Below are 23,995 nucleotides of genomic sequence, written 5' to 3' on the forward strand. Positions count from 1 at the left end.
CCATGAGCGCAAATGCGGTCCCTTTGATCGGTGTCAGCGCCTGCCGTCAGCAGGTAGGGAAGAACTCCTCGCATACGGTCGGCGACAAGTATGTCGAGGCGGCCGGCTTTGCCGGCTTGCCACTGATCTTGCCGGCCCGTGATGGCGGCAGCGACACGCAAGCGCTGCTGGCCCGCCTGCACGGCATTGTTTTTACCGGCTCGCCTTCAAATATCGAGCCGCATCATTACAATGGCGCCCCCAGTGTGGCGGGTACCCGGCATGATTTGGCGCGTGATCGCCTGACCCTGCCGCTGCTGCAGGCAGCCATTGCCGTCGGTGTGCCCGTATTCTGCATCTGCCGAGGCTATCAGGAGCTGAATGTGGCCCTTGGCGGCAGCCTGCACCAGCGTGTGCAGGAACTGCCTGGCTACCTTGACCACCGCGAACCTGAGGACGCCCCCCTGGAGGTGCAATACGGCCCTCGCCACTCGGTCAGCATCGAGCCTGGCGGGTTGTTCGAGCGCCTGGGGCTGGTGGCGCAGTTCGAGGTCAATTCGCTGCACAGCCAGGGCATCGACCGTCTGGCCCCGGGCCTGCGCGTCGAGGCACGGGCCCCGGATGGCCTGATCGAGGCGGTGTCCATGCCTGCGGCGCCGGGCTTTGTGCTCGGGGTGCAGTGGCACCCGGAGTGGCGCTTCAACGAAAACCCGGTTTCGCTGCGTCTGTTTGAGGCGTTTCGCGAGGCCTGCAATGCCTACGCAGCACGGGAGGGCTCACGGCAGGAATGATTCTGGCGTCAGCCGAAGGTCTCGGATGACTCGTCCCCGATAGCAAGCTTTCAATGAGTGAAAGCGAGCCTTGTACCCAAGGCTTGTTAAAACAATTCCAAAATTTACGGCAAATACTCATGAGCAATTACACAGAAGCCGGCCGCCCACCCGATGTGGCGGCCGACGCGGGCAACACTCAGCGCAGCAAAGGCCTGGCCAAGGGCCGCTTGGGCCTGCTGGCCAGCGTGGTGCTGGGCATTTCCACCATCGCCCCGGTCTATACCCTGACCGGGGCCCTTGGCCCGACCGTACGTGAGGTGGGCGCCCACCTGCCGGCCGTGTTCATCGTGGGCTTCCTGCCGATGCTGCTGGTTGCCCTGGGCTATCGCGAGCTGAACTCGGCGGAGCCGGACAGCGGTACTTCGTTTACCTGGTCGGCGCGTGCATTCGGCCCGATGATCGGCTGGATCGGCGGCTGGGGACTGGTGGTTGCCACCACGATCGTGCTGTCGAACCTGGCAGGTGTGGCGGTGGACTTCTTCTACCTGTTCCTTGGCCAGATCACCGGCAAGCATGAGCTGGCAGCGTTGGCCGACAACCTGTTGATCAACATCGTTACCTGTTGCGTGTTCATTGGTTTGGCAGTGTGGATCTGCTGTCGGGGTATCGCCACCACAATGACTGTGCAGTACGGCTTGGTGGCCCTGCAGTTGCTGGTGTTGATCGGCTTTGCTTTCGCCGCTTTCGGCGGCACCACCGCGCCGCCACCGCTGGCGTTCGATTTCGCCTGGTTCAACCCGTTCGGTGTCGAGTCGTTCTCGGCCTTTGCCGCTGGCCTGTCACTGTCGATCTTCATCTTCTGGGGCTGGGACACTTGCCTGACCGTCAGTGAAGAATCGGTGGGCAGCGAAGAGGTGCCGGGCAAGGCCGCTACCTGGACCGTGATGTTGATTCTCGGCCTGTACCTGTTCACTGCCATCGCCACCCTGCAGTTTGCCGGTATCAGTGAAACGGGTCTGGGCCTGAACAACCCGCGCATCCAGGAGAACGTCTTTGCCCACCTGGCCGGCCCGGTCATGGGGCCGCTGGCGATCCTGATGTCCATCGCTGTGCTGGCCAGTACGGCGGCGTCGCTGCAGTCCACCTTCGTGGCGCCGGCGCGCACCCTGTTGGCCATGGGTTATTACGGCGCTGTACCGCAGAAGTTCGCCAGCGTCTGCCCGCGCTCGCAAACGCCGCGCTATGCCACCATCTGCGCCGGCCTGGCCGCAGGCCTGTTCTACGTAACCATGCGTACGCTGAGCGAGAACGTGCTGGCAGATACCATCACGGCATTGGGCATGATGATCTGCTTCTACTATTCGCTGACCGCGTTTGCCTGCGTCTGGTATTTCCGCGGCAGCCTGTTCGACAGCCTGCGCCATTTCATCATGCGCGGCCTGTGCCCGCTGGTGGGTGGGGTGATCTTGTCGGTGATCTTCGTGCGTACCGCCATCGACAGTGCGTCGCCGGACTTCGGCAGCGGCTCGCATGTGGGCGGTCTGGGGCTGGTGTTCGTGATTGCCGCGATCATCTCGGTGCTTGGTATCGGCCTGATGATGCTGTCGCGCATGCGTGCGCCGGCGTACTTCCTCGGGGCTACCCTGCGTCAGCAGGCTACCTTGCCACTGCAGGAATAAACCAATGGGGCCGCTCTGCGGCCCCATCGATCTTTAGCCGATCATTTGCTTCAGCAGCGCCGCATGACGCTGCTGCTGCTTCTTCAACAGCAGCCGATTCGAGCGGAACACCGCTTTCAAGTCTGCCAGCGCCGCGTCGAAATCATCATTGATGATCACGTAGTCATACTCGTCGTAGTGCACCATCTCGCTGACCGCTTCCTTCATGCGCCCGGCAATGATCTCTTCGCTGTCCTGCCCGCGTCCGTCCAGGCGGTGGCGAAGCGCCTCCTGGCTTGGAGGCAGGATGAACACCGACAGCGCCTCTGGCATCAGCTTGCGCACTTGCTGGGCACCTTGCCAGTCGATTTCCAGGATCAGGTCGTAGCCTTGGTCCAAGGTGTGCTGCAGCGCGCTGCGCGAAGTACCGTAGAAGTTGCCGAACACTTCGGCATGCTCCAGAAAGTCTCCTTGCGCGATCAGCGTCTTGAACTCCTCGTGGACGACGAAGTGATAGTTCACCCCGTGCTGCTCGCCCGGGCGCATGGCGCGGGTAGTGTGCGAGACCGAGACGCGAATCTGCTGGTCGTCTTTGGTCAGGGCGGTGACCAGGCTGGTCTTGCCGGCACCCGAGGGGGCCGAAACGATGTAGAGGGTGCCGCTGCTGTGGTTCATGGTAGGGGTGGCCTTACTCGATGTTCTGTACTTGTTCACGCATCTGTTCGATCAGTACCTTCAGGTTGACCGCCGCTTGCGTGCTGCGTGGGTCGAAGGCCTTGGAGCCAAGGGTGTTGGCCTCGCGGTTGAGCTCCTGCATCAGGAAGTCCAGGCGCCGGCCAGCGGCGCCGCCACCCTTGAGCACGCGGCGCACTTCGGTGACGTGGGTGCTGAGGCGGTCGAGCTCCTCTGCCACGTCGCTTTTCTGGGCCAGCAGTACCATCTCTTGCTCCAGGCGCTGTGGGTCCAGCTCGGCTTGCATGTCGCCGAAGCGGTCGAGAATCTTCTGCCGCTGCGCCGCCAGCATCTGCGGCACCAGGGCGCGCAGGGTCGTGACTTCGCTGGCCATGTTGTCCAGGCGTTCGTTGATCAGCCGCGCCAGTTCCTGGCCTTCGCGCTGGCGCCCGGCCTTGAGTTCGGCCAACGCTTCGTCGAACAGCGCCATGGCTTCGGCGTTCAGTGCCTGTGGGTCGCTGGTGTCGGCCACCAGCACGCCTGGCCATGACAGCACTTCCAGCGGGTTCAGGGGGGCAGGCTGCTTGATCAGGCCCGCCACTTCTTCGGCGGCGGCAACCAGTTGCTTGGCGCGCTCATGGTCCACTTTCAGCGGTTTGCCATTACTGTCTTCGTTGAGGCGCAAGGTGCATTCCACCTTGCCGCGTGACAGGCCCTGGCGCAGGCCTTCACGTACACCGCCTTCGAGGTCGCGCAGGGCCTCGGGCAGGCGCAGGTGCGGCTCCAGGTAACGGTGGTTGACCGAACGCAGCTCCCAGACCAGGGTGCCTTGGCTGCCGGCGCGCTCGACACGAGCAAAAGCGGTCATGCTGTGCACCATGGGGAGTACCTCGCGTAGATGAATGAACGGTGGGAGCCTCTCGGCTGCAAGGCGCAGGATTGTAGCGCAGTGTCGCCGTGGCGCCCAATCCGCCTATGTTACCGACGGGTGGCTACTGCGATAGGAAAAGGCGACGGGCTGTGCCGGGCGCGACAATAGGCATGTCTTCCCCGGGCTGCGGGCTCTATAATGCTCGGCAGATTCAAAGTCCCAGTACAGGTATCCCAGATGAAACGTCCAAGTGGTCGCGTTGCCGATCAGCTCCGCTCGATCCGCATCACCCGCAACTACACCAAGCACGCCGAAGGGTCGGTACTGGTCGAGTTCGGTGACACCAAAGTCATCTGCACGGTCAGCGTTGAAAACGGTGTACCGCGCTTCCTCAAAGGCCAGGGCCAAGGCTGGCTGACCGCCGAGTATGGCATGCTGCCGCGCTCCACCGGCGAACGTAACCAGCGTGAAGCCAGCCGTGGCAAGCAGGGTGGCCGCACCCTGGAAATCCAGCGCCTGATCGGCCGTTCGCTGCGCGCCGCGCTGGACATGAGCAAGCTCGGTGACATCACCCTGTACGTCGATTGCGACGTGATCCAGGCCGATGGCGGTACCCGTACCGCGTCCATCACCGGCGCCATGGTTGCCTTGTGCGACGCTTTGGCAGTCATCAAGAAGCGCGGCGGCCTCAAGGGCGGCAACCCGCTCAAGCACATGATCGCAGCGGTATCTGTCGGCATGTACCAAGGCGAAGCGGTGCTCGACCTGGACTACCTGGAAGACTCCGCAGCCGAAACCGACCTGAATGTGGTCATGACCAGCGCTGGTGGTTTCATCGAAGTGCAGGGTACTGCCGAAGGCGCACCGTTCCAGCCGGAAGATTTCAACGCCATGCTCGCTCTGGCGCAGAAGGGCATGAACGAGATTTTCGAGCTGCAGCAGGCAGCACTGGCTGACTGAAGCCAGCCACGGAGGTGCGGGGCATGAGCGATTCGAACCTGTCGATCACCCCGCCCAATGCCGAAATCCGGCAATGGGCGATGTTCTGCCACCTCTCCGCGCTGTTGGGCCTGGTAGTGCCGCTCGGGCACCTGCTGGGCCCGCTGGTGCTATGGCACCTCAAGCGCGAGCAAGACCCTTTTATCGACGCCCAGGGCAAAGAGGCGCTGAACTTTCAAATCAGCGTGACCATTGCCGGGTTCATCTGCTTTCTGCTGATGTTCGTGTTTATCGGGCTGGTGCTGTTTGCCATGCTCACGGTGGCAGTGATGATATTGATCATCATTGCGGCGGTGCGGGCGAATGAGGGCAAGCCTTATCGCTACCCGATGATCTGGCGGCCGATCAAATAGCCACTGGGGCTGCAACGCAGCCCCAATGGCCTTTTAGATGGTCAGCGTCCAGTCATAGTCGACGATCAGCGGCGCATGCTGGGAGAAGCGTGGCTGACGCGGCAGGCGAGCGTTGCGTACGAAGCGGCGCAGGCCCGGGGTGAGAATCTGGTAGTCGAACCGGTAGCCCAGGTTGAGCATCTCGGCCTGCTCGTTGTCTGGCCACCAGCTGTACTGGTCGCCTTCACGGCTGACTTCGCGCAAGGCATCGACATACCCCATCTCGCCAGTGATTGCATCCATCCAGGCGCGTTCTGGCGCCAGGAAGCCTGGCGACTGCTGGCTGTCACGCCAGTTTTTGATGTCGAGCTTCTGCTGCGCCACGTAGAACGAGCCGCAATAGATGTATTCGCGACGCTTGCGACGCTGCTTGTCCAGGTACTTGGCGAAGTCGTCCATCAACTTGAACTTCTGGTTCAAGTCTTCGTCGCCGTTCATGCCCGAAGGCAGCAGCAGGCTGGCAATACTGACTTTGTCGAAATCTGCTTGCAGGTAACGCCCGTAGCGGTCGGCTGTCTCGAAGCCCAGGCCGGTGATGACTGCCTTGGGCTGCATGCGCGAGTAAAGGGCCACACCACCTTGGGCTGGCACCTCCGCGTCGCAGGCATAAAGGAAATAGCCATCGAGCTGGAAAGCTGGGTCGTCGAGTTCAAAGGCCGAGGCGCGGGTATCCTGAAGGCAGATGACGTCGGCATTCTGGGCTTGCAGCCAGCTGAGCAAACCACGCTCGGCCGCAGCCTGAATGCCATTTACGTTCACACTGATGATCCGCATAAATGGCCCCATAAATCTCGTGCGTGTATGATACCCGAGCTCAACCCATTTAGCTAAATCCGTGGTGTCCGGGACTATTCATGCAGCCGTATCAGCGCGACTTTATCCGTTTTGCCATCGATCGCGGGGTACTGCGTTTCGGTGAATTCACCCTGAAATCGGGGCGTACCAGCCCGTATTTCTTCAATGCCGGCCTGTTCAACACCGGTTCCGCCCTGGCTGAACTGGGCCGTTGCTACGCCGCCGCCATCGTCGACAGCAAAATCCCCTTCGATGTGCTGTTCGGCCCGGCCTACAAGGGTATCCCTTTGGCGGCGACTACCGCCGTGGCCCTTGCCGACCAGCATCAGCTCGACGTGCCATGGTGCTTCAACCGCAAGGAAGCCAAGGACCACGGCGAAGGTGGCAGCCTGGTCGGCGCGCCGCTGGCCGGTGACGTGCTGATCATCGACGACGTGATTACTGCCGGTACCGCCATTCGTGAGGTCATGCAGATCATCAACGCCCAGCAGGCCAAGGCCGCTGGTGTACTGATCGCGCTGAACCGGGAAGAGCGCGGCAATGGCGAACTGTCGGCGATCCAGGAAGTGGAACGCGACTTCGGTATCCCGGTGGTCAGCATTGTTTCGCTGACCCAGGTGCTGGAGTTCCTGGCTGACGATCCACAGTTGAAGCAGCACCTGCCGGCTGTGGAGGCCTATCGGGCGCAGTACGGGATCTGATCCTGGCCTAGGAATGAAAAAGGCGACCTTCTTCAGAGGGTCGCCTTTTTTTGTGCCGCCTGATCTGGCCCTTTCGCGGGTAAACCCGCTCCTACATGGGGATTTCCTTTGTGGGAGCGGGTTTACCCGCGAAGAGGCCAGTGCAGGCTAACCGATCAATCAGCGCGGCTTGCGGTTGGTAATCAGGGTGCCCACGCCGCTGTCGGTGAAAATCTCCAGCAGCACTGCATTCGGCACGCGGCCATCAATGATGTGCGAGCTGTTCACGCCGCCCTGCACCGCATCCAGCGCGCACTTGATCTTCGGCAGCATGCCGCCATAAATGGTGCCGTCAGCGATCAGTTCGTTGACCTGCTCGGTGGTCAGGCCTGTCAACACCTGGCCCTGCTTGTCCATCAGGCCGGCGATGTTGGTCAGCAGCATCAGCTTCTCGGCCTTCAGCGCCTCGGCAACCTTGCCCGCCACCAGGTCGGCGTTGATGTTGTACGACTCACCGTTGGCACCCACGCCGATTGGCGCGATGACCGGGATGAAGTCGCCCTTCACCAGCATGTTCAGCAGGTCGGTGTTCACGCTCACCACTTCACCGACGTGGCCGATGTCGATGATTTCCGGAGTGGTCATCTCTGGCGTCTGGCGGCTGACGGTCAGCTTGCGGGCGCGGATCAGCTCCGCGTCCTTGCCGGTCAGGCCGATGGCGCTGCCGCCGTGGCGGTTGATCAGGTTGACGATGTCCTTGTTGACCTGGCCACCCAGCACCATCTCCACCACGTCCATGGTCGCCGAGTCGGTGACGCGCATGCCGTCGATGAAGTGGCTCTCGATCGACAAGCGCTTGAGCAGGTCGCCGATCTGCGGGCCACCGCCGTGGACCACCACCGGGTTGATGCCCACAGCCTTCATCAGCACGATGTCACGGGCGAAGCCCGTCTTGAGCTCCTCGCTCTCCATCGCGTTGCCGCCGTACTTGATCACCAGGGTCTTGCCGACAAAGCGGCGGATGTAAGGCAGTGCTTCGGACAAAACCTCGGCTACATGGGAAGCGGCATCGCGATCGAGGGTCATGCAGGGCTCCTGTAAGGAACAGATAGTCGGTCAGAACGGCAGTTGCAGCTCAGGCTCTACCCGCAGCAACTGGGTGCGGAAAACATCCTTGATACGTTGCAATTCGGCGTCGCTGTCGGCCTCGAAACGCAGCACCAGCACCGGGGTGGTGTTGGAGGCGCGAACCAGGCCCCAGCCATTGGCGTAGTCGACCCGCACACCGTCAATGGTGGTCAGGTGGGCTTCGCCCCAGTCGGCGTCGCGTTGCAGTGCATCAATGATGCTGAATTTACCCTCGTCGGTCACATCAATATTGATTTCCGGCGTGGAAATATCATTCGGGAAGGCGGCAAACAGGTCTTCGGCGCTCTGCTGGGTCTTGCTGAGGATCTCCAACAGGCGCGCGGCGCTGTAGATACCGTCGTCAAAACCGTACCAACGTTCCTTGATGAAGATGTGACCGCTCATCTCGCCTGCCAGCAGCGAACCGGTCTGCTTCATCTTCTTCTTGATCAGCGAATGGCCGGTTTTCCACATCAAGGCGCTGCCACCGTGCTGTTCGATCAGCGGGGTCAGGCGGCGGGTGCATTTGACGTCGAAGATGATCTCGGCACCTGGGTTGCGCGACAGCACGTCCTGGGCAAACAGCATCAGCAGGCGGTCGGGGTAGACGATACTGCCGGTGTTGGTCACCACGCCGACGCGGTCGCCGTCACCGTCGAAGGCCAGGCCGATATCGGCACCGGTTTCCTTGACCTTGGCGATCAGGTCTTCGAGGTTCTCCGGCTTGCCCGGGTCCGGGTGGTGGTTGGGGAAGTTGCCGTCGACCTCGCAGAACAGCGGGATCACTTCGCAGCCCAGGGCTTCGATCAATTGCGGTGCAACCACGCCAGCGGCGCCGTTGCCGCAGTCCACCACCACCTTGAGCTTTTTCGCCAGCTTTACGTCGCCGACGATCTGCTGGAAGTAGCGGTCGAGGATCTCGACCTTTTCCACGCGGCCTTGGGCCAGGGTCAGGTCGTTGGTTTTCAGGCGGGTCAGCAGGGCCTGGATCTGTTCGTTGGCCAAGGTGTCACCGGCGATGACGATCTTGAAACCGTTGTAGTCCGACGGGTTGTGGCTGCCGGTCAGCATCACACCGGACTTGCCGGCCAGCACGTTGGCTGCGTAGTACAGCGCCGGGGTAGGCACCAGGCCGACGTCGCTGACGTGGCAGCCCGCATCGACCAGGCCTTTGATCAGCTGTTCCACCAGCATCGGGCCCGACAGGCGGCCATCGCGCCCTACCGAAACCTGCGGTTCGCCCTGGGCCAGGCTTTGCGCGCCGATGGCGCGGCCGATCCAGTAGGCGGTTTCGGCGTGAAGGGTCTTGCCGACCACGCCGCGTATGTCATATGCGCGGAAAATGCTGTCGGGCAATGCGGCGGGGACCAGGTGGGCCATGTCGTTCATCTCTGGAAGCTCCATTAGTCAAAGGCTTTCTGGGCAGGCGCAAACTGAACGCTTGGACGGTGGTTTCGCCAGAGAGTTCGCCATCCTTGGCCTGAACGGTCATTTGCCGGCTCAGTGGCTGCCGGAGTGACCGAAGCCGCCAGCGCCACGCTGGCTTTCGTCGAATGCTTCGACGATGTCGAAGTGAGCCTGCACCACCGGTACCAGCACCAGCTGGGCGATGCGCTCGCCCACCGCGATGGTGAACGGCGTGTTGCCGCGGTTCCAGCACGACACCATCAGCTCGCCCTGGTAGTCCGAATCGATCAGGCCGACCAGGTTGCCCAGCACGATGCCATGCTTATGGCCCAGGCCCGAGCGCGGCAGGATGACTGCCGCCAGGCCCGGGTCGCCGATGTAGATCGACAGACCGGTAGGAATCAGAATGGTCTGGCCCGGCTCGAGGAGGGTGTCTTCCTTGAGCAGGGCGCGCAGGTCGAGGCCGGCGGAGCCGGGGGTGGCGTACGCGGGTAGCGGGAATTCGCTGCCCAGGCGTGGGTCGAGGATCTTGGCTTGAAGAGCGTGCATGTAACTTATTGAACCTGGTTAAGCCGTTCGGCGATGAAGGCGACCAGTTGCCGGGCAATCTTGCCCTTGCTGGTCTGCGCGAAGAGGGTCTGGTGCTGCTGGCGGTCGATCACGGTCAAGGCATTTTCTTCGCTGTTGAAGCCGATGCTGGGGTTGGCCACATCATTGGCGACGATCAGGTCGAGGTTCTTGTCCTTGAGCTTGCGCGTGGCGTAATCGAGCAGGTGCTCGGTTTCGGCGGCAAAGCCGACGCTGAACGGGCGGTCGGCGCGGCCAGCAATGGTGGCAAGGATATCGGGATTACGCACCATCTGCAGCAGCATGCCGTCGCCGGTCGTAGGATCTTTCTTCAGTTTTTGTGTGGCAACCACTTCGGGGCGGTAGTCCGCAACCGCTGCCGAGGCAATGAACAGGTCGCACGGCATGGCCGCTTCACAGGCCGCGAGCATGTCTCGCGCGCTGACGACGTCGATGCGGCTGACCCGGTCAGGGGTTGGCAAGTGCACAGGGCCCGTGACGAGGGTCACCCGAGCCCCTGCTTCGGCGGCCGCTTCGGCCAGGGCGAAGCCCATCTTGCCGGAGCTATGATTGGTGATGTAGCGCACCGGGTCGATGTTTTCCTGGGTCGGCCCGGCGGTGATCAGCACGTGCTTGCCGGTCAGTGCCTGGCGCTTGAAGCTTTCCGCGGCGCACCAGGCCAGGTCGGTGGCTTCTAGCATGCGCCCCAGGCCGACGTCGCCACAGGCCTGGCTGCCGGATGCCGGGCCGAACACCTGAATGCCACGGCTCTTGAGCAGCTCGAGGTTGGCCTGGGTGGCCGGGTCGCGCCACATGGCCTGGTTCATCGCCGGCGCCACGGCGACGGTGGCGTCAGTGGCCAGCACCAGCGTGGTCAGCAGGTCGTCTGCCATGCCCTGGGCCATGCGTGCCATGAGGTCGGCGGTAGCTGGGGCGATCAGCACCAGGTCCGCCCACTTGGCCAGTTCGATATGGCCCATGGCAGCTTCGGCGGCCGGGTCGAGCAGGTCCATGTGTACGGGGTGGCCCGACAGCGCCTGCAGGGTCAGCGGGGTGATGAATTCTGCACCACCCCGGGTCATGACGACGCGCACCTGCGCGCCGTGCTCCAGGAGACGGCGAATCAGCTCGGCGCTTTTGTAGGCGGCAATGCCGCCACCCACGCCGAGAACGATGCGCTTGCGATACAGCCGCTGCATAGGCTTGCCTTTTTCCAGTGAGAGCGGGCGACGACGTTTGAAATGCCTGCGGCGGAACGTCGCATGTACGAGGCGAAATAGATTAACACAGGGCCGAAATGGGCCGCAGCAAAGGCAGGGGTGGAATGAACATCAGGGAGTGGCCGGCGCAAGAACGGCCTAGGGAGAAGTTGTTGCAGCGAGGGGCAGGGAGCCTGACAGATACGGAGCTGCTGGCCGTTTTTCTCGGCTCAGGCGTACGTGGGCGTAATGTCGTGGAGCTTTCGCGAGGCTTGTTGGTGAAGTTCGGCAGCTTGCGCCGGTTGCTGGAGGCCGACCGCGAGGCCTTCGTCGGCGAGCTTGGGTTGGGCCCGGTGAGGTACAGCCAGCTGCAGGCACTGCTTGAGATCGGCCGCAGGCATCTTGCAACGTCGATTGAGCGCGAGTCTGCCATGGACAGCCCGGCAGCGGTGCGACGCTACTTGAAAGCCATGCTCAGGCATGAGGCCAGCGAGGTGTTCGGGTGTCTGTTTCTCGATACCAAGCACCGGCCACTGGCATTTGAGATCCTGTTCAGGGGCACGATAGATCGGGCGAGTGTCTATCCGCGAGAGGTGGTGCGGCGGGCGTTGGTGCACAACGCTGCGGCATTGATCCTGTGCCACAACCATCCGTCAGGGATCAGTGAACCGAGTCAGGACGATGTGCATTTGACCCTGTCGTTGAAGCGGGGGCTGGCGTTGATTGATGTGCGGGTGCTGGATCACATCATCATTGGTGATGGGGAGCCGTTGTCGATGGTCGAGCATGGGTGGATTGTGGCCTGAGGGACTACTGAGAGCCTTATAGGGTCAGTACGGGCCCTTTCGCGGGTAAACCCGCTCCTACAGGGGTAGCGTCAACTGCCAGGCTGGCGCTGTCCTGTAGGAGCGGGTTTACCCGCGAAGAGGCCGGTACAGGCTTATTTGGTCACCGTCACCTTGCTGAAATCCAGCCGCCCGAACGGGCTCACCTGGTACCCCTCGACGCCTTGGCGCAGCAAGGTCGCCGCCGTCGGGTGCGCCAGTGGCACCCACAGCGCCTGCTGCTGGATCAGTGTCTGCGCCTGTTGGTACAGCCGGCTGCGCACGCTCTGGTCGTTGGTGGTGCGCCCGGCGCTGATCAGCTGGTCGAGGCGGCTGTCGCAGAAGCGTGCGAAGTTGGTCCCTGACTCGACCGCCGCACAGGAAAACTGCGGGCTGAGGAAGTTGTCCGGGTCGCCGTTGTCGCCCGCCCAGCCCATGAACAGCAAGTCATGCTCGCCGGCCTTGGCGCGGCGTATCAGTTCGCCCCACTCGATCACGCGGATCTCCGCTTTCACGCCAATCTTCGCCAGGTCGGCTTGCAGCATCTGCGCGCCAAGGCTGGGGTTGGGGTTGAGCAGGCTACCCGAGGGCCGGGTCCAGATGGTGGTACTGAAGCCTTCGGCCAGCCCGGCCTTGGCCAGCAGGGCTTTGGCTTTCTTCAGGTCCAGCGGGTAGCCGGGCAGGTCCTTGGCGTAGCTCCAGGTATTAGGCGGGTAGGGGCCGTTGGCAGCCACCGCAGAGTCTTCGAACACGGCCTTGAGGTAGGCCTGCCTGTCGAAGGCCAGGTTGATCGCCTGGCGCACTTCCGGCTTGTCCAGCGGCGGGTGCTGGCTGTTGATGGCGACGAAGGCAGTCATGAATGCCGGGGTGGTGGCCACCTTGAGGTTACCGTCCTTGCCCGCTTCGGCAATGTCCAACGGCTTGGGCGACAGGGCAACCTGGCACTCGCCACGCTTGAGCTTCTGCAGGCGCACGTTGGCATCGGTGGTGATGGCGAAGATCAGCGGGTCGACCGCCGGCTTGCCGGCGAAGTAGTCCGGGTTGGCGCGGTAGCGCACCACGGCGTCTTTCTGGAAACGCTGGAACACGAACGGCCCGGTGCCGATCGGTTGGTTGTTGAGATTTTCCGGTGTGCCGGCCTTGAGCAGCTTGTCGGCGTATTCGGCGGAGTAGATCGAGGCGAAGCCCATGCTCAGGGTGGCCAGGAAGGTGGCGTCCGGGTGGCTGAGGGTGAAGCGCACGGTGTTCGGCGACGGTGCCTCGATCGCCTTGATCAGGCTGCCCAGCTGCAGCGATTGGGCATGCGGGTAGCCGCCCGGCGCAGTCTTGTGCCAGGCATGGGCCGGGTAGAGCATGCGCTGGAAGCTGAACAGCACGTCGTCGGCATTCAGCTTGCGGCTTGGCTTGAAGTAGGGGGTGCTGTGAAACTTGACGTCATCGCGCAGGGTGAAGTCATACACCAGACCGTCGGCCGATACCGTCCAGTTGGTCGCCAGGCTCGGCACCACCTTGCCTTGCGCCGCATCGAACTCCACCAGGCGGTTCATCAGCACGTCGGCGGTGGCGTTGGTGGTAGTGAGCGAATTGTACTGCACCACGTCGAAACCTTCGGGGCTGGCCTCGCTGCAAACGCTCAGCGGAGCGGCCTGGGCAACGCCGGCGGCGAACAGGGAGGTGAACAATAAGGAAAGTGCGGCGGCACGCATGGTGGCTCCTTGGCTGTCAGTGGCCCATCTGCCAGTGCAGTCTGTAAAAGGCCTACCCTAGTGCGCCCGCCGGCAAATGACCACACCCTTTTTTGCAAATCTTGCGACGAGCGGTCGACGACTGGCGGGGCCTGCCGCTATGCTGGCCCGGCGCGTTCTGGCTAGCGGTAATGTGCATCTACTGTTGTTGCAGCCAAGTCTTTCTGGTATAAAGCAGCGCTCTTTTCTAGGGGCTCGGCCTGTCGCATCAGCGGATCCGGTCGATAAGGCCTCCAGAATCACGGCGCCCAGGCGCCAAAGACTGAGAGATTAAGCGGCCAACCCATGCCGGGTTGGGCATGTGGTTTTAGAGGGCTGAGTCATGTCGAGAGTCTGTCAAGTTACTGGTAAGGGTCCAGTAACCGGGAACAACATTTCCCACGCAAACAACAAAACCCGTCGTCGTTTCCTGCCGAACCTGCAGCACCACCGTTTCTGGGTTGAATCCGAGAAGCGTTTCGTGCGTCTGCGCGTTTCCGCCAAAGGCATGCGTATCATCGACAAGCGCGGCATCGACGCCGTTCTGGTTGACATCCGTAAAGCTGGCGCCAAGGTTTAAGGGAGAGCATCATGCGTGAATTGATCCGTCTGGTTTCGAGTGCCGGTACCGGCCACTTCTACACCACCGACAAGAACAAGCGCACCACCCCGGACAAAATCGAGATCAAGAAATATGATCCGGTTGTTCGCAAGCACGTGGTGTACAAGGAAGCCAAGATCAAGTAATTGATCGGCGACCTGAAAAAAAAACCCGCATCCGAAAGGACGCGGGTTTTTTTTGGGCTGCAGCAGGGTCAGTTGAAGGCGAAGCTCTGGATCATCAGGTCGGCGTCGGCCTTGATCTGGATGCGCTCGGCGTCGTAGTCGCGGGTGGACATCTCGTTGGGGCCAACCACGCGAGTGCGCCCGGTGAGGGCGCAGATGGTGCCTTTCAGTTCCGGCACGTAGCGGGTGCCGACCAGGTGAGCGAGGGTTTGCAGAACTTCTTCGTTCGTCATGCTGATTTTCCTTGTGAGGCTGAATGGCCCAAAACGGGCAGGGTCATCCTCACGCATGCCTGCAAAATCCCTGCGCTACATAATTATTTCTGCTCGAACATCACATAGATCTTGCGGCACGGCTCCAGCACCTCCCAAGTGCCTTTGAAGCCGGCGGGGATGACAAACCGATCGCCGGCACGCAGGGTTTTAGCCCCACCGTCCTGGTCGCGCAGCACCGAAACGCCCTGGACGATCTCGCAGTATTCGTGCTCCGTGTAGTTCACTGTCCACTGGCCCACCTCACCTTCCCATACGCCAGCGGCAAACTGCCCACACGGGCTGGAATAATGGTTGTAGACCGCCTGGTCCGGTTCGCCCTTGAGAATTTTCTCTGCAGCCGGGCGGTAGCGTTCGGCTTCGGTGAGGACCTGCGCGAAGTCGATGATGCTATCGATACTCATGGTTCGGCTCCTGTTGTTGTTTAATAAAATGAACATCAGTAGGCTTTTGAGCCTCTCGTGTCAAATATATTGATAGTTTACACCGGCTGGTTTAGGGTATCGCTTGCCAGTGTGCGCTTGGCGCCCGGCCAGAATTCTGACAACGCCTGTGAGTCCTCAGTGCGGCGTTGCACCTAAACAAGAGGAGGAGTTTCGTATGACCACCCTGACCCGTGCGGACTGGGAACAACGTGCCCAGCAACTGAAGATCGAAGGCCGTGCCTTCATCAACGGCGAATACACCGATGCCGCATCCGGTGAAACCTTCGAGTGCCTGAGCCCGGTCGACGGACGCTTCCTGGCCAAGGTTGCCAGCTGCGACCTGGCCGATGCCAACCGCGCTGTTGAAAACGCCCGTGCCACCTTCAACTCCGGCGTGTGGTCGCAGCTGGCCCCGGCCAAGCGCAAGGCCAAGCTGATCCGTTTCGCCGACCTGCTGCGCAAGAACGTCGAAGAGCTGGCGCTGCTGGAAACGCTGGACATGGGCAAGCCGATCGGCGACTCCTCCAGCATCGACATCCCAGGTGCGGCCCAGGCCATTCACTGGACTGCCGAAGCCATCGACAAGGTCTACGACGAAGTCGCCCCGACCCCGCACGACCAGCTTGGCCTGGTTACCCGCGAACCCGTGGGTGTGGTTGGTGCCATCGTGCCGTGGAACTTCCCGCTGCTGATGGCCTGCTGGAAGCTCGGCCCGGCGTTGGCCACCGGTAACTCGGTCGTGCTCAAGCCGTCCGAAAAATCGCCGCTGACTGCCATCCGCATCGCCCAACTGGCGATCGAAGCCGGTATCCCGGCTGGCGTGCTGAACGTGCTGCCAGGCTATGGCCACACCGTGGGCAAGGCACTGGCCCTGCACATGGACGTCGATACCCTGGTGTTCACCGGTTCGACCAAGATCGCCAAGCAGCTGATGGTTTACGCGGGCGAGTCGAACATGAAGCGCATCTGGCTGGAAGCCGGTGGCAAGAGCCCGAACATCGTCTTTGCCGACGCCCCGGACCTGCAAGCTGCCGCCGAAGCCGCCGCCAGCGCCATCGCCTTCAACCAGGGCGAAGTGTGCACTGCAGGTTCCCGACTGCTGGTCGAGCGTTCGATCAAGGACAAGTTCCTGCCGATGGTGGTAGAAGCCCTGAAAGGCTGGAAGCCAGGCAACCCGCTGGACCCGCAGACCACTGTCGGTGCCTTGGTCGATACCCAGCAGATGAACACCGTACTGTCGTACATCGAGGCTGGCCACAAGGACGGCGCCAAGCTGCTGGCCGGCGGCAAGCGCACCCTGGAAGAGACCGGCGGCACCTACGTCGAGCCGACCATCTTCGACGGCGTGACTAATGCCATGCGCATTGCCCAGGAAGAAATCTTCGGCCCGGTGCTGTCGGTGATTGCCTTCGACACCGCCGAAGAAGCCGTGGCCATTGCCAACGACACCCCGTATGGCCTGGCCGCTGGTATCTGGACTTCGGACATTTCCAAAGCCCACAAGACCGCCCGTGCCGTGCGTGCGGGCAGCGTCTGGGTCAACCAGTACGATGGTGGCGACATGACCGCGCCGTTCGGTGGCTTCAAACAGTCGGGCAACGGCCGTGACAAGTCGCTGCACGCACTGGAGAAGTACACCGAGCTGAAGGCGACCTGGATCAAGCTGTAACCCGGTAGGTCCTTTTCGCGGGCAAGCCCGCTCCTGCAGGTCTTAGTGACCGTTGCAGGAGCGGGCTTGCCCGCAAATGGGCCCCTGGAAATATTGGCTGGGAGGCTGTAATGCGTTGGGGTACCTACTTCGCCGTACTGGCATCGGTGCTCAGTGTCGGGCTGGCGCTCGGCGTGAGCATGCCGCTGGTGTCCCTGCGCCTGGAGGCCTGGGGCTACGGCAGCTTCGCCATCGGCGTGATGGCGGCAATGCCGGCGTTGGGCGTACTGGCCGGCGCCAGCCTGGCCAGCCGCCTGGCAGGGTGGGTTGGCGTACCGTCGGCGATGCGCCTGTGCCTGTGGGGCGGGGCGCTGTCGATTGGCCTGCTCGCGTTGCTGCCTAGTTACCCGTTATGGCTGCTGCTGCGGCTGATGATCGGCATGTCCCTGACCGTGGTGTTCATCCTCGGCGAAAGCTGGATCAACCAACTGGTGGTCGAACAGTGGCGTGGCCGGTTGGTGGCGCTGTATGGCAGCAGCTACGCCTTGAGCCAGTTGGCCGGGCCGTTGGTGCTGGGTTTCCTTGGCTCTGATGACGACTTTGGCTTCTGGGCGGCGACCGGCCTGCTGCTGGCCGCGCCGCTGGTTCTGCTGGGGCGTGGTGGGGCGCCGAGCACGGAAGCCTGCAGTGTCACCTTTGGCGACCTGTTCGCTTTCTGCCGACGCTTGCCGGTAATTGCCTGGGCCATTGCCCTGTTCGCCTCGTTCGAGGCGATGATCCTCACGTTGCTGCCGGTGTATTGCCTGCAGCAGGGCTTCAGTACCGAAATCGCCTTGTTCATGGTGAGTACCGTGGTGGTGGGTGATGCGGTGCTGCAGTTGCCCATCGGCGCGCTGGCCGACCATATGTCGCGACGTACCTTGTTTACTGGCTGTGCGGTGACCCTGCTGGTGTCCAGCCTGGCGATCCCGCTGCTGTTGCACACACCGGTTATCTGGCCATTGTGGGTGTTGTTCGGCGCCAGTGCCGGCGGCCTGTTCACCTTGTCGCTGGTGCTGATCGGTGAGCGCTACCGCGATGATGAGTTGGTACGGGCCAATGCCCACGTGGCTCAGCTGTGGGGTATTGGCTGTTTGCTCGGGCCGTTGTTGGCGGGGGCGGGGAGCCAGTGGATCAGCGGGCATGCGTTGCTGTTCCTGATGGCGGCCGGGGCTGCGGGGTTGGTGGTATTGACCCGGCGGCGCGGAGCCTTTGAGCCGGTTTCTGCCTGATGATTGTTGGGGGCCGCAAGGCCCCCGGAATCGCAGCTACAGCATCTTCTCCAAGCCAACCGCCTTGCTGATCCAGGCATTGAGCCGCCGCCAGACCCCACCCGGCTCAGACGTCAGCACGTGCCGTTGGCCATTGTCCTCGGTCGCCCACACCAGCTTGTTACCTATCAGTTTCACCTGATAGCTCAGCGCAGGCGCCATACCCTGCTGGGCCAGCTCGCGGGTGTATTCGGCCAGCTCCGGGCTGTCCACCAGTACCCCAACCTCGGTGTTCCACAATACTGAGCGCGGGTCGAAGTTGAACGAGCCGATGAAGGTCTTGCGCCGGTCGAACACGATCGCCTTGGTGTGCAGGCTCGAATCCGAGCTGCCACGGAAACTCAGTCGCCCCGCGCTGGGGTCGCCTGGCTGGCGGCGAAGCTCGTAAAGCTGCACCCCGTGCTCAAGCAAGGCACGACGATAGGGGGCATAGCCTCCATGCACTGCCGGCACGTCGGTGGCTTCCAGCGAGTTGGTCAGCAGCTTCACCGAAACGCCAGCGTCGGCGCGGCCGGTCAGGTACAGCAGCCCCGGTTCGCCCGGTACAAAGTAGGCCGATGCCAGGACCAACTCGCGGTGCACGTTAGCCAGGTCCGGTGCCAGTTGCTGGCTCAGCAGTAATTGCGGGTCCGGTTCGTCTTCGGCCAACACCTTGCTGGGCGCATCCCATAGCGCCTGGGCGTGAGCCCAGATCAGCTCGTTGCGCCACACATCCAGGCGCGGCTGCGACTGGTAGGCCATCAAGCGGTCGTACAGGGCCTTGCGCTGGGTCCTGGCTTTAGCCAGCGACACTTCCAGGCGCTGGCGGCTGGCCCGCAGGTCGTTGGCATCCGGGTCATGCCAGAGGAAGTCGGTGATCGGCCGGCTGAGGGCGCTGTTCCAGTACTGGTCGAAGCTGTGCCCCAACTGCTCGGCTACCGGGCCCACGCCCAGCAGGTCGATGTCGGTGAAGTTGAGGTTGGGCTCGGCATCGAAATACTCGTCGCCCAGGTTGCGCCCGCCGACGATGGCCATGCTGTTGTCCACCAGGAACAGCTTGTTGTGCATGCGCCGGTGCTGGCGCGACAAGTTGAACAGCCGGCCCACGGCGCGCGTAACGCCGGTACTGCGCCCCAGATGCAGTGGGTTGAACACTCGAATCTGGATGTTCGGGTGGGCATTAAGGGTGCCCATGACGGTGTCCAGGCCGTCGCTGGTGGTGTCGTCGAGCAGGATGCGCACGCGCACGCCACGGTCGGCAGCGCGCAGCAGTTCATGCACAAGGGCGCGGGTACTGAGGCCGTCGTGGACGATGTAGTACTGCAGGTCGATGCTCGCCTGGGCGTTGCGTATCAGTTCGGCGCGGGCGCGAAATGCCTCGTTGCTGTTGGGCAGCAGGCGAAAGCCCGAGCGGCCGCCATAGGGCGCGGCTTGGCGCAGCACCGAGCGGCCAAAGGCCGAGTCGTGGGCAGGCAACGCCTGACTGGTTTCGCGGGGCGCGCTGATGCTTGTGCAACCGGCAAGGCCGAGCAACAACACCAGCAGCAGAGGCAAGGCTCGCTGGAGTCTCAAGGGTGGACCGTCCTGTGCAGCAGGGGCTTTAGGGGTTTGACCGTGACGGGCGGCGCAAAGTTACGCGTCGGCGCTTTCGTCATCCAGTAGACGAAGGGCGGTTTCACCTACCTTACGCACGGAGGCTTCGATTTGCGGCGTTGGCCTGGCGGCGAAATTTATGCGCAGGCAGTGGCGGAACTTGCCCGAGGCCGAAAAAATGCTGCCCACGGCAACCTGCACGCCCTGCTCCAGTAAAGCGCGGTTCAGCCGAAGCGTATCGAGATGTTCGGGTAATTCCACCCACAGCATGAAGCCGCCCTGGGGCCGGCTCACCCGGGTGCCCGCCGGGAAGTAGCGGGTCACCCAGTCGCCCATCAGGTCGCGGCCACGCTGGTACTGGCTGCGCATGCGCCGCACATGGGGCTGGTAGTGGCCGCCGGCGATGAAGTCAGCGATGGCCAGCTGAGGCTGGCTGGCGGTGCTGCCGGTGCTGATGTACTTCATGTGCAGCACGCGCTCCAGGTAGCGCCCGGGCGCCACCCAGCCGATCCGCAGGCCGGGCGCGAGGGTTTTGGAAAACGAACTGCAGAGCAGCACGCGGCCATCGTCGTCGAACGACTTCAGGGTGTGTGGGCGTGGGTAGGTATAGGCCAGGTCGCCGTACACATCGTCTTCCAGAATTGCCACGTCATAGCGTTGGGCGAGGCTCAACAGGGCCTTCTTGCGTGCCTCGGGCATGATGTAGCCCAGCGGGTTGTTGCAGTTGGGGGTGATCTGGATGAGCTTGATCGGCCACTGCTCCAGGGCCAGTTCCAGCGCCTCCAGGCTGATGCCGGTGACCGGGTCCGTGGGGATTTCCAGCGCTTTCATGCCCAAGCCTTTGAGGGTTTGCATGGCGCCGTGGAAGCTGGGCGAGTCGACCGCGACGATGTCGCCTGGCTCGCAGACCGCGCGGATGCTGCATGACAGCGCCTCATGGCAGCCGGTGGTGATCACCAGGTCGGCCGGCCCCAGGCGGCAGCCGGAGTCGAGCATCAGCCGGGCCACCTGTTCGCGCAGGGCCAGGTTACCGTGGATGTTGTCGTAGTACAGGCCAGGCATGTCCTGGCGCCGGCTCAACTGGGCAAGGCTGCGCAGCAGCGGCTTCAGGGTAGGGCTGTCGATGTCGGGCATGCCGCGGCCGAGTTGCACCACATCCTGGCGCGGCGTACTGCGCACCAGCTCCAGCACGTGTTCCCACTGCGAGATGTCCACCGGGCGCTGGGCCGGGCGGCTAACTGCGGGCAGTGCCGGCAACTGCCGTTGGTCGCTGACGAAGTAGCCGGACTTGGGCCGCGGCGAGACCATACCGCTGTCTTCGAGTATGCGATAGGCCTGCTGCACGGTGCTCAGGCTGACCCCGTGCTCCTCACTCAGTGCGCGCACGGACGGCAGGCGCTGGCCGGGGCGATAGAGCCCCTGCTCGATGCGGGCGCCGAGTATTTCGGCGAGATTCAGGTAGAGGGTCACGGCATACTCCTGCGCTGCATTGGCATAGCGACCGGTACAGTTGGCCCGAAAATACAGCATTCAGTCGGCCAGCGGCCAATTCTGTATGGGAATAATAAGGCTGTATTGGATCTGTATTGTCGAGGGTGCCGACGCGCATGCTTTCTCCACGGTAACCACTGAACGGGAGGATGCGGTGATGGGTGGCATGAGCGATGTGCGCTTGCAACTGTTGGCCAAGGAACTGGAAGCCGGGCAGCAGGCCAAGGTGTTCAACGCGCCAGAGGGTTTGGGGCGTTGGGGGCTGATGCTGCATCGCTGGCATACCCGCAGGGCGTTGCTGCAGCTGACCGATGACGAGTTGCGCGATGTCGGGCTGAGCTGGGAGCAGGCCCGGATAGAAGGGCGGAAACCCTTCTGGAAGGACTGACACGGTTAACCTGGTTTTGCTCATGTGAAACGCCCTGAGGTTGGATTTTTATCCAACGTCAGGGCGCAGTTCAGGGGCCGCACAGCACTCAAGTCAGCTCTTTGAGGCGATGCCACAGCATCCCCAGCGCCAGCAGTGGCGAGCGCAGGTGCTTGCCGCCAGGGAAGGTGATGTGCGGCACTTTGTTGAAAAGGTCGAAGCGCCCGCTTTCCTGGCCACTGATGGCTTCACCCAGCAGGCGCGCGGCCAGGTGGGTGGCGTTGAGCCCATGGCCCGAGTAGGCCTGGGCGTAATACACGTTCGGCTGGCTGGCCAGGCGGCCAACCTGCGGCAGGCGATTGGCACCAATGCCGATCATGCCGCCCCACTGGTAGTCGATGCGCACGTCGGCAAGCTGCGGGAACACCTTGAGCATCTTCGGCCGCATATAGGCGGCGATGTCCTTCGGGTCGCGGCCTGAATAGTGGCAGGCACCGCCAAACAGCAGGCGGTGGTCTGCGGACAGGCGGTAGTAGTCCAGCGCCACGCGCTGGTCACACACCGCCATATTCTGCGGCAGCAATGTGCGTGCGCGTTCTTCGCCCAGCGGCTCGGTGGCGATGATGTAGCTGCCGGCCGGCAGCACCTTGCCGCCCAGCTCGCGATTGAGGTCGTTGTGGTAGGCGTTGCAGCACAGTACCAGGGTCTTGGCGCGTACCCGGCCTTGGGCAGTATGCACCTGCACTTCAGTGCCGTAGTCGATGCGGGTGACTTCGGATTGCTCGAACAACTTCACGCCCAGGCGGGCGGCTGCGGCGGCTTCACCCAGTGCCAGATTGAGCGGATGCAGATGCCCGGAGCCCATGTCGACCAACCCGCCCACGTAGCAATCGGCACCGACCACGCTGTGGATATCGTCCTTGCCGACCAGCCGCAGCTCATGTGCATAGCCCAGGCTGCGCAGTTCCTCGGCGTCTTGGGCAAAGCCCAGCAGCTCGGCGGGTTTGTTGGCCAGGTCGCAGTAGCCCCAGGCCAGGTCGCAGGCGATGGCATGCTTTTCTACCCGCTCGCGCACGATCTGTACGGCCTCCAGGCCCATCAGTTTCATGGTGCGCACGCCTTCTTCTCCGATGACCGGGAGGAACTGCTCCAGACCATGACCGACCCCTCGGATCAGTTGCCCGCCATTGCGCCCACTGGCGCCCCAGCCAAGTTTGCGCGCTTCCAGCAGGATGACCGAGAAACCACGCTCTGCCAGCTCAATGGCGGTGTTCAGGCCCGAGTAGCCGCCGCCGATGATGCACACGTCGGCGTTGTGTTCGCCTTGCAGGAAGGCGTGGTCGGGGTGTGGCGCGCTGCTGGCGGCGTAATAGGAGGCGGCGTGCTGCGCGCTGTGGATCATTGGGGCGGCCCTGAAAAATGGAGGGGGGACGAGGATAAGCTGTGCCATCGCGGCCGGGCAACCAGCGAGGGCTTCATACTCGTTCGCGGGTGAACCCGCGAATAAGCCTATAATCCAATCACTTTGTCAGCTTGTATCCCGTCATGTCCTGCAACCGCCACAAGATCCACTTCCTGCGCGAACTCATCCCCTCTTTCGAGTGCGAGCCCGGCTGCCACGACTGCTGCGGCCCGGTCACCACCTCGGCGGAGGAAATGGCCCGCCTGCCGCGCAAGTCCCAGGCCGAGCAGGACGCTGCTCTGGAGCGTCTGGACTGCGTGCACCTGGGCCCCAACGGCTGCACGGTGTATGAAGAGCGGCCGATGATCTGCCGGCTGTTCGGTACCACCCCGCGCATGGCCTGCCCGCGTGGTCGTGGCCCTGAACCGATGATCGACCCCGCCGCTGAACAGTTGGTCCACCAGTTCATTGCCACCACCCGCCAGGTGCTGGTCTAGCCTCAGTCCGGGATCGGCAGGCAGAGGCTCTCCTTCACCTCTTCCATCACGATGTAGCTCTTCGATTCGCGCACGTGCGGCAGTTTCAGCAGGATGTCGCCGAGCAGCTTGCGGTACGAGGCCATTTCCGAAATACGCGCTTTCACCAGGTAGTCGAAGTCGCCCGACACCAGGTGGCATTCCAGCACGTGGGGCAGCTTCAAAACCGCGCGGCGGAACTCCTCGAAGGTATCGCCCGACTTGTAGTCCAGGCTGATTTCCACGAACACCAGCAGGCTGCCCTTGAGGTGCTGCGGGTTCAGGCGGGCGTTGTAGCCCATGATGATGCCCTCGCGCTCCAGGCGGCGAACCCGCTCGGTGCAAGGGGTGGTGGACAGCCCAACTTTCTCGCCCAGTTCGGTGAAGGAAATACGCCCGTCATTCTGCAGGATACGCAGGATGTTGCGGTCGATCTTGTCCAGTTCACGCTTGGTCTGGTGCTGGGTTCTCATAGGGGATGCCCCTCCGTGAAAGGCGATTTTGCCGAGAATTCTCGCCAATAATAGGCTTTTATATAG

At 62.6% G+C, this 23,995-nt stretch carries 25 protein-coding genes and 1 pseudogene; 12 read left to right on the forward strand and 14 right to left on the reverse strand.

The window, feature by feature from the left end:
- Nucleotides 1-2: 2 nt before the first annotated feature.
- Together AA098_RS00490 and AA098_RS00495 are read left to right on the forward strand one after the other, a co-directional pair.
- Nucleotides 3-770, forward strand: coding sequence for a gamma-glutamyl-gamma-aminobutyrate hydrolase family protein (locus AA098_RS00490; protein WP_003253389.1), 768 nt, complete (start codon nucleotides 3-5; stop codon nucleotides 768-770).
- Nucleotides 771-889: 119 nt separating this feature from the next.
- Entirely contained in the window at nucleotides 890-2,431 is a 1,542-nt protein-coding gene (locus AA098_RS00495) for an APC family permease (protein ID WP_003253391.1), read from the forward strand.
- Nucleotides 2,432-2,464: 33 nt separating this feature from the next.
- Here the strand turns inward: AA098_RS00495 and gmk are convergent, their stop codons facing one another.
- Nucleotides 2,465-3,085: a guanylate kinase gene (gene gmk / locus AA098_RS00500; RefSeq protein WP_004575215.1), complete on the reverse strand. Its 621-nt coding sequence runs from the start codon at nucleotides 3,083-3,085 to the stop codon at nucleotides 2,465-2,467.
- A gap of 13 nt (nucleotides 3,086-3,098) precedes the next feature.
- The gene (locus AA098_RS00505; protein WP_003253395.1) at nucleotides 3,099-3,962 is read right to left on the reverse strand and encodes a YicC/YloC family endoribonuclease; all 864 of its coding nucleotides are present in this window, start codon (nucleotides 3,960-3,962) and stop codon (nucleotides 3,099-3,101) included.
- A gap of 228 nt (nucleotides 3,963-4,190) precedes the next feature.
- On the opposite strand from AA098_RS00505, the gene rph reads away from it, so the two are divergent.
- Together rph and AA098_RS00515 are read left to right on the forward strand one after the other, a co-directional pair.
- Nucleotides 4,191-4,913 (forward strand): ribonuclease PH, encoded by a 723-nt coding sequence (gene rph / locus AA098_RS00510; protein WP_003253397.1) that lies wholly within the window; start codon nucleotides 4,191-4,193, stop codon nucleotides 4,911-4,913.
- 23 nt (nucleotides 4,914-4,936) lie between these two features.
- The gene (locus tag AA098_RS00515; RefSeq protein ID WP_003253399.1) at nucleotides 4,937-5,305 is read left to right on the forward strand and encodes a DUF4870 domain-containing protein; all 369 of its coding nucleotides are present in this window, start codon (nucleotides 4,937-4,939) and stop codon (nucleotides 5,303-5,305) included.
- A gap of 33 nt (nucleotides 5,306-5,338) precedes the next feature.
- Here AA098_RS00515 and AA098_RS00520 read toward each other — a convergent pair whose 3' ends face one another.
- Nucleotides 5,339-6,118 (reverse strand): exodeoxyribonuclease III, encoded by a 780-nt coding sequence (locus AA098_RS00520; protein ID WP_003253401.1) that lies wholly within the window; start codon nucleotides 6,116-6,118, stop codon nucleotides 5,339-5,341.
- Between the two features lie 80 nt (nucleotides 6,119-6,198).
- Here AA098_RS00520 and pyrE point away from each other — a divergent pair, with 80 nt between their 5' ends.
- Nucleotides 6,199-6,840: an orotate phosphoribosyltransferase gene (pyrE, locus tag AA098_RS00525; RefSeq protein WP_003253405.1), complete on the forward strand. Its 642-nt coding sequence runs from the start codon at nucleotides 6,199-6,201 to the stop codon at nucleotides 6,838-6,840.
- Nucleotides 6,841-6,999: 159 nt separating this feature from the next.
- On the opposite strand, the gene argB is transcribed toward pyrE, so the two are convergent.
- The 4 genes and pseudogenes from argB to coaBC all read right to left on the reverse strand — a co-directional run bounded on the left by argB (nucleotide 7,000) and on the right by coaBC (nucleotide 11,120).
- Nucleotides 7,000-7,905, reverse strand: coding sequence for an acetylglutamate kinase (argB, locus tag AA098_RS00530; RefSeq protein WP_004575216.1), 906 nt, complete (start codon nucleotides 7,903-7,905; stop codon nucleotides 7,000-7,002).
- Between the two features lie 30 nt (nucleotides 7,906-7,935).
- A pseudogene (locus tag AA098_RS00535) lies at nucleotides 7,936-9,303 on the reverse strand (phosphomannomutase/phosphoglucomutase); the annotation flags it as partial.
- 144 nt (nucleotides 9,304-9,447) lie between these two features.
- On the reverse strand, nucleotides 9,448-9,903 hold the full coding sequence (gene dut / locus AA098_RS00540; protein ID WP_003253408.1) for a dUTP diphosphatase: 456 nt from the start codon (nucleotides 9,901-9,903) through the stop codon (nucleotides 9,448-9,450).
- A 5-nt stretch (nucleotides 9,904-9,908) separates the two neighbouring features.
- Complete coding sequence (gene coaBC / locus AA098_RS00545) at nucleotides 9,909-11,120, reverse strand: bifunctional phosphopantothenoylcysteine decarboxylase/phosphopantothenate--cysteine ligase CoaBC (RefSeq protein ID WP_003253409.1); 1,212 nt, start codon at nucleotides 11,118-11,120, stop codon at nucleotides 9,909-9,911.
- A gap of 125 nt (nucleotides 11,121-11,245) precedes the next feature.
- Between coaBC and radC the strand changes: the two genes are divergently transcribed.
- The gene (radC, locus tag AA098_RS00550; RefSeq protein ID WP_004575218.1) at nucleotides 11,246-11,926 is read left to right on the forward strand and encodes a DNA repair protein RadC; all 681 of its coding nucleotides are present in this window, start codon (nucleotides 11,246-11,248) and stop codon (nucleotides 11,924-11,926) included.
- Between the two features lie 134 nt (nucleotides 11,927-12,060).
- Here the strand turns inward: radC and AA098_RS00555 are convergent, their stop codons facing one another.
- Nucleotides 12,061-13,650 (reverse strand): ABC transporter substrate-binding protein, encoded by a 1,590-nt coding sequence (locus AA098_RS00555; protein WP_064613730.1) that lies wholly within the window; start codon nucleotides 13,648-13,650, stop codon nucleotides 12,061-12,063.
- 361 nt (nucleotides 13,651-14,011) lie between these two features.
- Here AA098_RS00555 and rpmB point away from each other — a divergent pair, with 361 nt between their 5' ends.
- Both rpmB and rpmG read left to right on the forward strand, forming a co-directional pair.
- Complete coding sequence (gene rpmB / locus AA098_RS00560) at nucleotides 14,012-14,248, forward strand: 50S ribosomal protein L28 (RefSeq protein WP_003253504.1); 237 nt, start codon at nucleotides 14,012-14,014, stop codon at nucleotides 14,246-14,248.
- An 11-nt stretch (nucleotides 14,249-14,259) separates the two neighbouring features.
- The gene (gene rpmG, locus AA098_RS00565) at nucleotides 14,260-14,415 is read left to right on the forward strand and encodes a 50S ribosomal protein L33 (protein ID WP_003253507.1); all 156 of its coding nucleotides are present in this window, start codon (nucleotides 14,260-14,262) and stop codon (nucleotides 14,413-14,415) included.
- A 68-nt stretch (nucleotides 14,416-14,483) separates the two neighbouring features.
- Here rpmG and AA098_RS00570 read toward each other — a convergent pair whose 3' ends face one another.
- Together AA098_RS00570 and AA098_RS00575 are read right to left on the reverse strand one after the other, a co-directional pair.
- On the reverse strand, nucleotides 14,484-14,687 hold the full coding sequence (locus tag AA098_RS00570) for a hypothetical protein (protein ID WP_003253508.1): 204 nt from the start codon (nucleotides 14,685-14,687) through the stop codon (nucleotides 14,484-14,486).
- Between the two features lie 83 nt (nucleotides 14,688-14,770).
- Nucleotides 14,771-15,130: a cupin domain-containing protein gene (locus tag AA098_RS00575; RefSeq protein ID WP_003253509.1), complete on the reverse strand. Its 360-nt coding sequence runs from the start codon at nucleotides 15,128-15,130 to the stop codon at nucleotides 14,771-14,773.
- 196 nt (nucleotides 15,131-15,326) lie between these two features.
- Between AA098_RS00575 and AA098_RS00580 the strand changes: the two genes are divergently transcribed.
- Nucleotides 15,327-16,820 carry an aldehyde dehydrogenase gene (locus AA098_RS00580; protein WP_003253510.1) on the forward strand — a complete coding sequence of 498 codons (1,494 nt, stop codon included), beginning with the start codon at nucleotides 15,327-15,329 and terminating at the stop codon, nucleotides 16,818-16,820.
- Between the two features lie 110 nt (nucleotides 16,821-16,930).
- Nucleotides 16,931-18,070, forward strand: a complete 1,140-nt coding sequence (locus AA098_RS00585) for an MFS transporter (RefSeq protein WP_003253511.1) — start codon at nucleotides 16,931-16,933, stop codon at nucleotides 18,068-18,070.
- A gap of 36 nt (nucleotides 18,071-18,106) precedes the next feature.
- Here the strand turns inward: AA098_RS00585 and AA098_RS00590 are convergent, their stop codons facing one another.
- Both AA098_RS00590 and AA098_RS00595 read right to left on the reverse strand, forming a co-directional pair.
- Nucleotides 18,107-19,660 (reverse strand): phospholipase D family protein, encoded by a 1,554-nt coding sequence (locus AA098_RS00590; RefSeq protein WP_019752787.1) that lies wholly within the window; start codon nucleotides 19,658-19,660, stop codon nucleotides 18,107-18,109.
- 60 nt (nucleotides 19,661-19,720) lie between these two features.
- Nucleotides 19,721-21,151, reverse strand: coding sequence for a PLP-dependent aminotransferase family protein (locus tag AA098_RS00595; protein ID WP_177342661.1), 1,431 nt, complete (start codon nucleotides 21,149-21,151; stop codon nucleotides 19,721-19,723).
- 178 nt (nucleotides 21,152-21,329) lie between these two features.
- On the opposite strand from AA098_RS00595, the gene AA098_RS00600 reads away from it, so the two are divergent.
- Complete coding sequence (locus AA098_RS00600; protein ID WP_003253515.1) at nucleotides 21,330-21,560, forward strand: DUF1127 domain-containing protein; 231 nt, start codon at nucleotides 21,330-21,332, stop codon at nucleotides 21,558-21,560.
- A gap of 88 nt (nucleotides 21,561-21,648) precedes the next feature.
- Here AA098_RS00600 and AA098_RS00605 read toward each other — a convergent pair whose 3' ends face one another.
- Complete coding sequence (locus AA098_RS00605; RefSeq protein ID WP_003253517.1) at nucleotides 21,649-22,941, reverse strand: FAD-binding oxidoreductase; 1,293 nt, start codon at nucleotides 22,939-22,941, stop codon at nucleotides 21,649-21,651.
- Between the two features lie 143 nt (nucleotides 22,942-23,084).
- Between AA098_RS00605 and AA098_RS00610 the strand changes: the two genes are divergently transcribed.
- A complete protein-coding gene (locus tag AA098_RS00610; RefSeq protein ID WP_003253518.1) occupies nucleotides 23,085-23,438 on the forward strand; it encodes a YkgJ family cysteine cluster protein in 354 nt (117 codons plus the stop codon).
- A gap of 2 nt (nucleotides 23,439-23,440) precedes the next feature.
- On the opposite strand, the gene AA098_RS00615 is transcribed toward AA098_RS00610, so the two are convergent.
- The gene (locus AA098_RS00615; protein ID WP_003253520.1) at nucleotides 23,441-23,929 is read right to left on the reverse strand and encodes an Lrp/AsnC ligand binding domain-containing protein; all 489 of its coding nucleotides are present in this window, start codon (nucleotides 23,927-23,929) and stop codon (nucleotides 23,441-23,443) included.
- Nucleotides 23,930-23,995 lie beyond the last annotated feature (66 nt).

The organism is Pseudomonas sp. JY-Q, assembly GCF_001655295.1.
Taxonomy (GTDB): domain Bacteria; phylum Pseudomonadota; class Gammaproteobacteria; order Pseudomonadales; family Pseudomonadaceae; genus Aquipseudomonas; species Aquipseudomonas alloputida.

Coding starts and splice junctions, on each gene's coding strand:
- AA098_RS00605 (WP_003253517.1), bottom strand. CDS start 22,941: ATGATCCACAGCGCGCAGCACGCCGCCTCCTATTACGCCGCCAGCAGC.
- gmk (WP_004575215.1), bottom strand. CDS start 3,085: ATGAACCACAGCAGCGGCACCCTCTACATCGTTTCGGCCCCCTCGGGT.
- dut (WP_003253408.1), bottom strand. CDS start 9,903: ATGCACGCTCTTCAAGCCAAGATCCTCGACCCACGCCTGGGCAGCGAA.
- rpmB (WP_003253504.1), top strand. CDS start 14,012: ATGTCGAGAGTCTGTCAAGTTACTGGTAAGGGTCCAGTAACCGGGAAC.
- AA098_RS00505 (WP_003253395.1), bottom strand. CDS start 3,962: ATGGTGCACAGCATGACCGCTTTTGCTCGTGTCGAGCGCGCCGGCAGC.
- AA098_RS00555 (WP_064613730.1), bottom strand. CDS start 13,650: ATGCGTGCCGCCGCACTTTCCTTATTGTTCACCTCCCTGTTCGCCGCC.
- AA098_RS00490 (WP_003253389.1), top strand. CDS start 3: ATGAGCGCAAATGCGGTCCCTTTGATCGGTGTCAGCGCCTGCCGTCAG.
- argB (WP_004575216.1), bottom strand. CDS start 7,905: ATGACCCTCGATCGCGATGCCGCTTCCCATGTAGCCGAGGTTTTGTCC.
- rph (WP_003253397.1), top strand. CDS start 4,191: ATGAAACGTCCAAGTGGTCGCGTTGCCGATCAGCTCCGCTCGATCCGC.
- coaBC (WP_003253409.1), bottom strand. CDS start 11,120: ATGCAGCGGCTGTATCGCAAGCGCATCGTTCTCGGCGTGGGTGGCGGC.
- AA098_RS00615 (WP_003253520.1), bottom strand. CDS start 23,929: ATGAGAACCCAGCACCAGACCAAGCGTGAACTGGACAAGATCGACCGC.
- AA098_RS00580 (WP_003253510.1), top strand. CDS start 15,327: ATGACCACCCTGACCCGTGCGGACTGGGAACAACGTGCCCAGCAACTG.
- AA098_RS00575 (WP_003253509.1), bottom strand. CDS start 15,130: ATGAGTATCGATAGCATCATCGACTTCGCGCAGGTCCTCACCGAAGCC.
- AA098_RS00585 (WP_003253511.1), top strand. CDS start 16,931: ATGCGTTGGGGTACCTACTTCGCCGTACTGGCATCGGTGCTCAGTGTC.
- AA098_RS00520 (WP_003253401.1), bottom strand. CDS start 6,118: ATGCGGATCATCAGTGTGAACGTAAATGGCATTCAGGCTGCGGCCGAG.
- rpmG (WP_003253507.1), top strand. CDS start 14,260: ATGCGTGAATTGATCCGTCTGGTTTCGAGTGCCGGTACCGGCCACTTC.
- radC (WP_004575218.1), top strand. CDS start 11,246: ATGAACATCAGGGAGTGGCCGGCGCAAGAACGGCCTAGGGAGAAGTTG.
- AA098_RS00610 (WP_003253518.1), top strand. CDS start 23,085: ATGTCCTGCAACCGCCACAAGATCCACTTCCTGCGCGAACTCATCCCC.
- AA098_RS00600 (WP_003253515.1), top strand. CDS start 21,330: ATGGGTGGCATGAGCGATGTGCGCTTGCAACTGTTGGCCAAGGAACTG.
- AA098_RS00495 (WP_003253391.1), top strand. CDS start 890: ATGAGCAATTACACAGAAGCCGGCCGCCCACCCGATGTGGCGGCCGAC.
- pyrE (WP_003253405.1), top strand. CDS start 6,199: ATGCAGCCGTATCAGCGCGACTTTATCCGTTTTGCCATCGATCGCGGG.
- AA098_RS00515 (WP_003253399.1), top strand. CDS start 4,937: ATGAGCGATTCGAACCTGTCGATCACCCCGCCCAATGCCGAAATCCGG.
- AA098_RS00570 (WP_003253508.1), bottom strand. CDS start 14,687: ATGACGAACGAAGAAGTTCTGCAAACCCTCGCTCACCTGGTCGGCACC.